This window comes from Rothia sp. HMSC061C12, from assembly GCF_001815755.1.
Taxonomy (GTDB): Bacteria; Actinomycetota; Actinomycetes; order Actinomycetales; family Micrococcaceae; genus Rothia; species Rothia mucilaginosa.
Genome location: NZ_KV821843.1, coordinates 69,390 through 77,978 on the forward strand (window position 1 = coordinate 69,390; position 8,589 = coordinate 77,978).

7 protein-coding genes are annotated in these 8,589 nt (G+C 61.3%); 2 read left to right on the forward strand and 5 right to left on the reverse strand.

Annotated elements, in window-relative coordinates:
• Nucleotides 1–93 precede the first annotated feature (93 nt).
• Entirely contained in the window at nt 94–2,004 is a 1,911-nt protein-coding gene (gene typA, locus HMPREF3055_RS01755; protein WP_070737610.1) for a translational GTPase TypA, read from the reverse strand.
• Between the two features lie 210 nt (nt 2,005–2,214).
• Nucleotides 2,215–3,147 carry an NAD(+) diphosphatase gene (locus tag HMPREF3055_RS01760; RefSeq protein ID WP_070737613.1) on the reverse strand — a complete coding sequence of 311 codons (933 nt, stop codon included), beginning with the start codon at nt 3,145–3,147 and terminating at the stop codon, nt 2,215–2,217.
• 129 nt (nt 3,148–3,276) lie between these two features.
• Here HMPREF3055_RS01760 and pgi point away from each other — a divergent pair, with 129 nt between their 5' ends.
• Nucleotides 3,277–4,953, forward strand: a complete 1,677-nt coding sequence (gene pgi / locus HMPREF3055_RS01765) for a glucose-6-phosphate isomerase (protein WP_070642848.1) — start codon at nt 3,277–3,279, stop codon at nt 4,951–4,953.
• A 128-nt stretch (nt 4,954–5,081) separates the two neighbouring features.
• On the opposite strand, the gene HMPREF3055_RS01770 is transcribed toward pgi, so the two are convergent.
• The 3 genes from HMPREF3055_RS01770 to HMPREF3055_RS01780 form a co-directional block, all read right to left on the reverse strand.
• On the reverse strand, nt 5,082–5,786 hold the full coding sequence (locus HMPREF3055_RS01770) for a pyroglutamyl-peptidase I (protein WP_070737616.1): 705 nt from the start codon (nt 5,784–5,786) through the stop codon (nt 5,082–5,084).
• A 25-nt stretch (nt 5,787–5,811) separates the two neighbouring features.
• Nucleotides 5,812–6,399, reverse strand: coding sequence for an LOG family protein (locus tag HMPREF3055_RS01775; protein WP_070737619.1), 588 nt, complete (start codon nt 6,397–6,399; stop codon nt 5,812–5,814).
• A gap of 150 nt (nt 6,400–6,549) precedes the next feature.
• Nucleotides 6,550–7,098: an NUDIX hydrolase gene (locus HMPREF3055_RS01780; RefSeq protein WP_210399374.1), complete on the reverse strand. Its 549-nt coding sequence runs from the start codon at nt 7,096–7,098 to the stop codon at nt 6,550–6,552.
• Between the two features lie 254 nt (nt 7,099–7,352).
• On the opposite strand from HMPREF3055_RS01780, the gene HMPREF3055_RS01785 reads away from it, so the two are divergent.
• Nucleotides 7,353–8,589 (forward strand): hypothetical protein (locus HMPREF3055_RS01785; protein ID WP_246826872.1); only part of this gene is annotated, 1,237 nt, incomplete at its 3' end.

The following is an 8,589-nucleotide window of genomic DNA, read 5'->3' on the forward strand; positions in this document are numbered from 1 at the left end:
TACCTCCTCTTCAGAAGGCAGCGGCGGTTCTTACGCAACGACAGCACCCGCTACAGCAGGTGAGTCGCTAACGCGCTATCAGTTCGCGCTGTACTAGTTCGCGCGGGCGCGGCGGCGGAACTCGCGGACACGCTCGTTGGAATCCAGGATGACCTTACGGATACGAATCGCCTCGGGGGTCACCTCAACACACTCGTCTTCGCGAGCGAATTCCAGGCACTCTTCCAGGGTCAGCTTCTTCGGCGGGGTCAGGTTTTCGAAGTTGTCCGCGGTCGAAGAACGCATGTTGGTCAGCTTCTTTTCCTTGGTGATGTTAACTTCCATGTCGTCTGCACGGGAGTTCATACCAACGATCATGCCCTCGTACACCTCAGAGGTGGGCTCCACGAAGAAGGTGCCACGCTCCTGCAGGTTGATCATCGCGTAGGGGGTCACCACGCCGGCACGGTCAGCGATCAGCGAACCGTTGGTGCGGTACTCAATGTCGCCAGCCCACGGCTCGTGCTCAATCGAGTAGGAGGAAGAAATACCGGCACCGCGGGTCTCAGTCAGGAACTGAGTACGGAAACCAATCAGACCACGTGCGGGAACAGCGAACTCCATACGGACCCAACCGGTACCGTGGTTCGACATGTTCTCCATGCGGCCCTTACGTGCAGCCATCAGCTGGGTGACAGCACCCAGGTGTTCCTCGGTCACGTCAATGATCATGTGCTCCATGGGCTCGTAGACCTTGCCGTCGATGGTCTTGGTAACCACCTGGGGCTTACCCACGGTCAGTTCGAAGCCTTCGCGGCGCATCTGCTCCACGAGGATAGCCAGGGCGAGCTCGCCACGACCCTGAACCTCCCACGCGTCCGGACGCTGGGTGGGCAGAACCTTGATGGACACGTTACCGATCAGCTCGCGGTCCAGGCGGTCCTTCACCTGACGTGCGGTGACCTTTGCGCCCTTGACGCGGCCAGCCAGCGGGGAGGTGTTAATACCGATGGTCATGGAGATCGCGGGATCGTCCACCTTAATCAGCGGCAGGGGCTTGGGGTTCTCAGCGTCGGTCAGGGTTTCACCAATGGTGATGTCCTCGATACCAGCCACTGCGACAATCTCGCCGGGGCCAGCGGACTCTGCGGGTACACGCTCGAGAGCCTTGGTAGCCAGCAGCTCGGAGATGCGGACGTTCTTGATTTCACCGTCGTGACGTGCCCACGCAACGGTCTGGCCCTTCTTCAGGGTGCCGTTGAAGATACGGACCAGTGCCAGACGACCCAGGAACGGGGAGGAGTCCAGGTTGGTCACGTGTGCCTGCAGAACCTCGTTGGGGTCGTAGGTGGGGGCGGGCACGTGCTCGATGATGGTCTTGAACAGCGGCTCAAGGTCGTCGTTGTCGGGCAGCTGGCCGTCTGCGGGCTGGTTCAGGGATGCAGCGCCAGCCTTACCGGATGCGTACACTACCGGAACGTTCAGCACAGCGTCCAGGTCCAGGTCGGGAACTTCGTCCGCCAGGTCAGATGCCAGGCCAAGCAGCAGGTCCATGGACTCGCCAACGACCTCGTCGATACGGGAGTCGGGGCGGTCAACCTTGTTCACCACGAGGATCACGGGCAGCTTAGCAGCCAGTGCCTTACGCAGCACGAAGCGGGTCTGGGGCAGCGGGCCTTCGGATGCGTCCACGAGCAGCACAACGCCGTCAACCATGGACAGGCCGCGCTCCACCTCGCCACCGAAGTCGGCGTGGCCGGGGGTGTCAATAACGTTAATGGTGATGGTCTCACCGTTGGCGGAAGGGCCGTTGTAGAACACGGTGGTGTTCTTCGCCAGAATGGTGATGCCCTTTTCCTTTTCGAGGTCGCCGGAGTCCATGACTCGGTCTTCAACATCTGCGTGGGCAGAGAAGGCGTGGGTCTGCTGCAGCATCGCGTCGACGATGGTGGTCTTGCCGTGGTCAACGTGTGCCACGATGGCCACATTGCGAAGGTCGGGGCGCGAAGCGGTGTTTTCAGACATGCGTTAAGTTTCTCGCTTAAATCTAGGGGATAGTCTTGCCAGCGGGTGCGCTCTAGAAGGCGCGGGGGTCACGGGGCAGTACCTTCAGATAGGTTATCTGGGGGTGTTTGCCGGTTTGAGTGTATGCCAGTGGACCCGCTCTGCAATGAGAGCGTTTCCGGGCACGCCAAAACGGACCCCCCTCCGTTGGGCTTAGCTACCAGTGTATCACTAGGGCTTTTCGGCGAGCCACTCATCAAGCATGCGGCGGGCGACGGCGTTCGTGCCGGGCAACTCCAGCTTGGCGGGGTCGTCCTCGTCGCTGTTGCCGCGCTCCTCCGAAATAGCAATCGCCTCACGCAACTCAGCGGCGGTGAACCAGCGGGCGGCACGGATCTCACCATCGTGATGGATGATGGGTTCATTCTCATCCACGCGCGCCCGGTAGCAAATCATGAGCGAGCGCGGGAAAGGCCACACATCACTCATACGGTATTCGGTGCTGAGGGTGTGCAGGCCGGTCTCCTCGTAGACTTCGCGAGCGATTGCCTCTTCGAGGTTCTCGCCAGGGTCAACGAAACCGGCGATGAGGGCGAAACGGTTGGGGTGCCACTGACGGTTATTCGCCAGCAGCACGCGCTCGCCGTCGCGGCTGATCACCAGCGCCATCACGGCGGGTTCAATGCGGGGGAACACCAGCTCGCCGGAGGCGGTGCGGCGGATGCCCTTGGAGCCGAGGGGCGCCTCCTCGCCACTGTATGCGGAGTAGCGCATGTCAATGAGGTAGTCGCGGCGTGCCAGGGCGGTGGCGTAGTGGGCGCGGCCTTCCGGGTCATCGTGGACCGGGTAGTAGCGGAAACCACTGGTGGAGGCGCGCACCCGAGGGTCGTTCAGGTCGGCGGCGACCTGCGCGAGGGTTTCATCCTCACAGTAGAGCACGTGCACCTCTGCCTCACTATTCTTCTGGGCGTCAGCACCGTAGGCGGCGGGGCGGATCACACTGCGCGCAAGGATAGCCTCTTCGGTCAGCGGCTCGGCAGTATCGTTACCGGTCAGGTAGTGCAGGGTTCCGTCATCGTTGAGGAGGGTTTCCCCTTCGCGGGAGATGAGCAGGTAGCGCGGTGCGTAAGTGTCATCGGGTGCGTGTTCAGGTGAAGAAGTCATAAGTTTTACTCTACATCTTGATGTTGCAAGGCCCACAATAGCGTGCCAGGTTTCGATTTTTTCGCCGTATCGTCCCATATCACTCTCGAAAGAGGTGACAGAGACCCCCGAAAATAAGAGAATGGAACCATGACTACTTCTATTGACCCCACGACCACCTCCGCGTGGTCCGCTCTGTCCGCTCACCACAAGTCCCTCACTCCGAACCTGCGCGAATGGTTTGCCGCTGACCCGGAACGCGCGCAGAAGCTCAGCTTCACCGCCGACGAACTGCACGTCGACCTGTCCAAGAACCTGATTACCTCCGAAACCGTCGAGCTGCTGGTCAAGCTCGCTGAAGAGGTCAAGCTGGAACAGGCTCGCGAGGCAATGTTCTCCGGCGAGCACATTAACGTCACCGAGGACCGCGCCGTGCTGCACACCGCGCTGCGCCGCCCCGAGGGTTACACCCCCGCGCTGACCGTTGACGGCCAGGACGTAGACGCAGACGTTCACGCCGTGCTGAAGAAGATCTACGCGTTCGCTGAGCGCGTGCGCAACGGCGAGTGGACCGGCATCACCGGCAAGCGCATCGAGACCGTTGTGAACATCGGTATCGGTGGCTCCGACCTGGGCCCGGTCATGGTGTACGAGGCTCTCAAGCCCTACGCAGACGCAGGCATCACCGCACGCTTCATCTCCAACATTGACCCGACCGACGTGGCTGAGAAGGTCTCCGGCCTGGACCCCGAGACCACCCTGTTCATCGTCGCATCCAAGACCTTCGGTACCCTCGAGACCCTGACCAACGCACGCGTAGCACGCGAGTGGCTGCTGTCCGCACTGGCTGAGGCTGGCGCTCTGGAAGGTAAGGAAGCATCCGAGGCTGTGGCTAAGCACTTTGTGGCTGTCTCCACCGCGCTGGATAAGGTCGCGGCATTCGGCATTGACCCCGAGAACGCTTTCGGCTTCTGGGACTGGGTTGGCGGCCGCTACTCCGTAGACTCCGCAATCGGTACCTCCCTGGCTATCGTTTTCGGCCCGAAGGTTTTCGCTGACTTCCTCGCCGGCTTCCACGCAATGGATGAGCACTTCCGCACCGCTCCCCTGGCTCAGAACGTACCCGTTCTGATGGGTCTGCTGAACATTTGGAACGTGAACTTCCTCGGTGCTGAGACCCACGCAGTTCTGCCCTACGACCAGTACCTGCACCGCTTCCCCGCATACCTGCAGCAGCTGACCATGGAGTCCAACGGCAAGTCCGTTCGCGCGGACGGCTCCTTCGTCAACTACGCAACCGGTGAAGTGTTCTGGGGCGAGCCCGGCACCAACGGCCAGCACGCTTTCTACCAGCTGATTCACCAGGGTACCCGCCTGATTCCCGCGGACTTCCTGGCATTCGCTAACCCGGTCCACCCGACCAAGGACGGCGAGCAGGACGTTCACGAGCTGTTCCTGGCTAACTTCTTCGCACAGTCCCAGGCTCTTGCTTTCGGCAAGACCGAGGAAGAGGTTCGTGCAGAGGGCACCGCAGAGCACGTGGTCAACGCACGTATCTTCAGCGGTAACCGCCCCTCCACCTCCATCATGGCGCCGCGCCTGACCCCGCGCGTTCTGGGCTCCCTGATTGCCCTGTACGAGCACATCACCTTCGTTCAGGGTGTTGTGTGGGGCATCGATTCCTTCGACCAGTGGGGTGTTGAGCTCGGTAAGAAGCTGGCGCTGGACCTGGTTCCCGCTATTGAGGGTGACCGCGAGGTTCTGGCTCGTCAGGATTCTTCGACCGCTTCGCTGATTGACTACTACCTGAAGAACCGCACCAAGTAGTAGCTCAAACATAGCCCCGAAGGTTTTATAGCCTGCGGGTATAGGATGCACAAACCGCCGGATAGGCTCCCAGTTAGGGAGGCTATCCGGCGGTTTTGTTATACAGGTTCTAGCTATATGCCGTGCTACTAGTCCACTGCGGGCAGGGTGTCGGAGGCGACCTCAGCAATAATGCGCACCACGGTGGATTCAGGCAGCTGCGGGATGCCCTGCTCGTCACGCACTACGCCACCGGCGTCACGGTGAGCAGTCATGCCGGTGTCTTCGGTGGCCTCTTCGCCGTCGGCGCAGGTTGCGGGCACGTGCACGAATCCGGTGGGGATGCTCAACCCCAGTTCACGGCTGATGCGCTGGCCCTCGTAGAACACATGGTTGCACACGTAGGTTCCGGCAGTGTACGAAATCTCGACCGGGTCCCCCGCCGCACGCAGACGCTCAAAGCTGGCGCGCACCGGCAGGGAGGAGAAGTACGCCTCCTGACCACCCGGAGCGATTGGCTCATCGCAGCGCTGGTCGCCGTCGTTATCTTCAATACCGGCGGAGTCCAGGTTGATAGCGACCTGTTCGAGGCTGACCACGTCGCGGCCAACCGCCACGCCCAGGCTGATGAGCGCATCGGGCTGCACATCCTGCAGGGCGGTGCGCAGTGCAGTGCTAGAACCGTCGTAGCTGACGGGCAGCTCGCGGGTGATGACGTTCAGGTCCGGGCGCATCTGAGTCAGCAGACGCTGAGCACCTTCGGCGAGCGCTACGGTGGGGTTCACAGGCACGCCGGGGAACGGACCGAAGAAGGTCAGCAGCAGGGTGCGTGCCTGCGTAGGGTCGGTGGTCATAGTCAATCTCGTTTTCTGCGTTGTTTTATTCAGCAGCATTCTTTTCGGTGGCGCGGCGCTCCAGGTCCTTGGCGAGCGCCTCCAGCAGCTCTTCGGGGGTGGTGACGATGATGAGCTCGTCCAGGTAGCGTTCGTTGAGCAGGCCGGTGGACGCCATGTAGTGCATGGCGTCGATGAGCTTGTCCCAGTAGCCGTTGACGTTCAGCAGCGCGACCGGCTTGGAGTGAATATCGAGGAACTGCCAGCTGAAAACTTCAAAGAACTCTTCGAGGGTGCCAGGGCCGCCGGGCATGGCGACAAACGCGTCAGCCTTGTCAATCATGGCGATTTTGCGCTGGTGCATGGTGTCCACAATGTCGAGGGTGGTCTGGCCGGGGTACACGCCCTCCAGGCCAACCAGCTTGTGGGTGACCACGCCGTAAACTACGCCGCCGGCGTCCAGGGTTGCGCCCGCAACGGTGCCCATGAGGCCGGTGCGGCCGCCGCCGTACACCACGCCAATATTGTTCTGGGCGCAGAGGGTGCCGAGCTCCTGGGCGCGGGTGGTGAAGAGCGGGTCGTTGCCGGAGCGTGCCCCGCAGTAGACGGCGAGGTTGTAGTCAGTCTTCTTCATGGTTCTCCTTGGGGTGTATGGGGGTTTCCGGGGTGGAGCGCCTCTATGCGTTCTACCCGTGATAGATGCTGCTATGTTGAGGGTACCGGATGCACCTGTGTACCTCATGTGTGCCACCCGCCGGTTCAGGGGGCACGTCAGGGGCGGGGGTTACGGTAGCGGGGTGCGTGCCAGCAGCGGGAAAATCTGCTCGGTATTCAGCGGTGCCTGCGCGGCGCTATCGGAGGGGCTGCTCATGGCGGGGTTGACCCAGCGCAGCTCAGCGATTTCTGCCTGCGGCACCAGTGAAGCCAATAGCTCGTGTTGTTCGTCGGTGGGTGCGTATTCGTAGGTTTCGGCGCGTACCGTAAAGCCTGCCTCGTTCAGTGCCGCCGCTTCCAGGAGTCCGCGGTGGTGCATCCGGGCGGGGTCGGGGGTGAGCCCGATTTCTTCGTTCACTTCGCGGCAGGCGGTCTGTAGCGGGGTCTCCCCCGGTTCGGGTTTGCCGCCGGGCATCATGAACCCGTCGCTTCCTTGTTTGCGCACGGTGAGTACGAGCCCGTCCCGGTTGCGGATTGCTACGGCGCATACGTTCACGACGCGGTGCGTGCTGTCGATGGCGCTGTGCTCAGTAGCGCTGTGCTCAGTAGCGTTGGGTTCGGCGGGCGGGGAGGGCTGGGCTGCTTCTACTCGGTTCTGCGGGTTCTTCTGCGTGGGCATCTTTCTACCCTAGCATTTCCGTATCCTCCACCCGGCGCTGTGCGTGTTTGTCTTATTCATCCGCCCTATTGTGCGCCCTGTAGGCATTGGTTTTACGTAATATTTCGGCGAGTTATCTTATGTCCGGTTTATGCGTTTAGGTGCGTGTTACGGTGTAATTAACCGCGATGTCGCGGTACCGTATACGCACTCGACTTGGCGCGATACAGGAAGAGTGCGGATCACTCAATCACCCATGTAGAAGGAACTTCATGATGGCTAACTCTTCTCGTTCCCGCCGCTACGGTAGCGCCGGCGCTTCTGTTCTTCTTGCCGCTTCCTTGAGCTTGTGCGCTCTGCCTTCTGTTGCGGCAGCGAATACCCCGAATCCGGATAACCCACCGGTTATTACGGTCTACAACTACAAGGTTGAGACCAATACTCGTGAGTTGAAGACTGCCCTGCGTCTGAACAAGATTACGTTCAAGGCGTCGAAACTGCCCGCGAAAACTACCGCTTTCGCCCCGGCATTGCACGAGGCAAACCATAGGGGTTTCCCGTTTCTGAACCCGATTCAGACGGTGCGCGTTGAGGGCCCGTTCAAGGACGGCACGGCGACTGCGACCCATTACGTTCCCGGTAGCCTGATTGACCCGGCGAAGAACTACAGCTTCGTCGCTAATATCATCGTTGATGGTTACGGTGGCGGTCAGGTTCTGCGCATGGACGTTGTGAAGGATAGCGCCGCACCGGTTCTGTACGTGGATTCGCCGCGTCTGAACACCAAGGGTGAGACTGTGTTGAAGGTGCGCGGTACCGGCTACACGGGTGAGGCGACCCCGCACGGTGTGCGCGTGGTGGTGTCTGATACGAATGTGTGGGTTCCCGGTCGTTTTCCTCAGACGGGTATGCGCTTCGTGGCTGAGGTGACCGTACCTGCTTCGCAGATTCACAACGGTGCTTTTGAGACGGAGGTGAAGGTCCCGGCGGATGTTGCGGCGACGCTGAATACCTCTCACAAGTACATTGCGGGCACTATGGCGGCTGGCGTTCAGGGTGCTGAGTACGGCTCGTTTGATGCTCAGAAGCCTCTTGAGCTTTTCGCGCAGGAGCCCGTGGTTTCTGCGGTTCCGACCTATGCTCCGACGGTGGCTCCTCTGCCGGAAGCAACCGTGGGCGTGAACCCCACCGACGCACCCACCGTAGCGCCCTTGCCGGAAGCAACCGTGGGTGTAAACCCGACCGACGCACCGACCGTGGCACCCCTGCCTGAGGCAACCGTGGGTGTAAACCCGACCGACGCACCCACCGTAGCGCCCTTGCCGGAAGCAACCGTGGGTGTAAACCCGACCGACGCACCGACCGTGGCACCCCTGCCCGAGGCAACCGTGGGCGTGAACCCCACCGATGCACCCACCGTGGCTCCCCTGCCGGAAGCAACCATCGGAGTAAACCCGACGGATGCACCGACCGTTCCTGCACTGCCGGAAGCAACCATCGGTGTAAACCCGA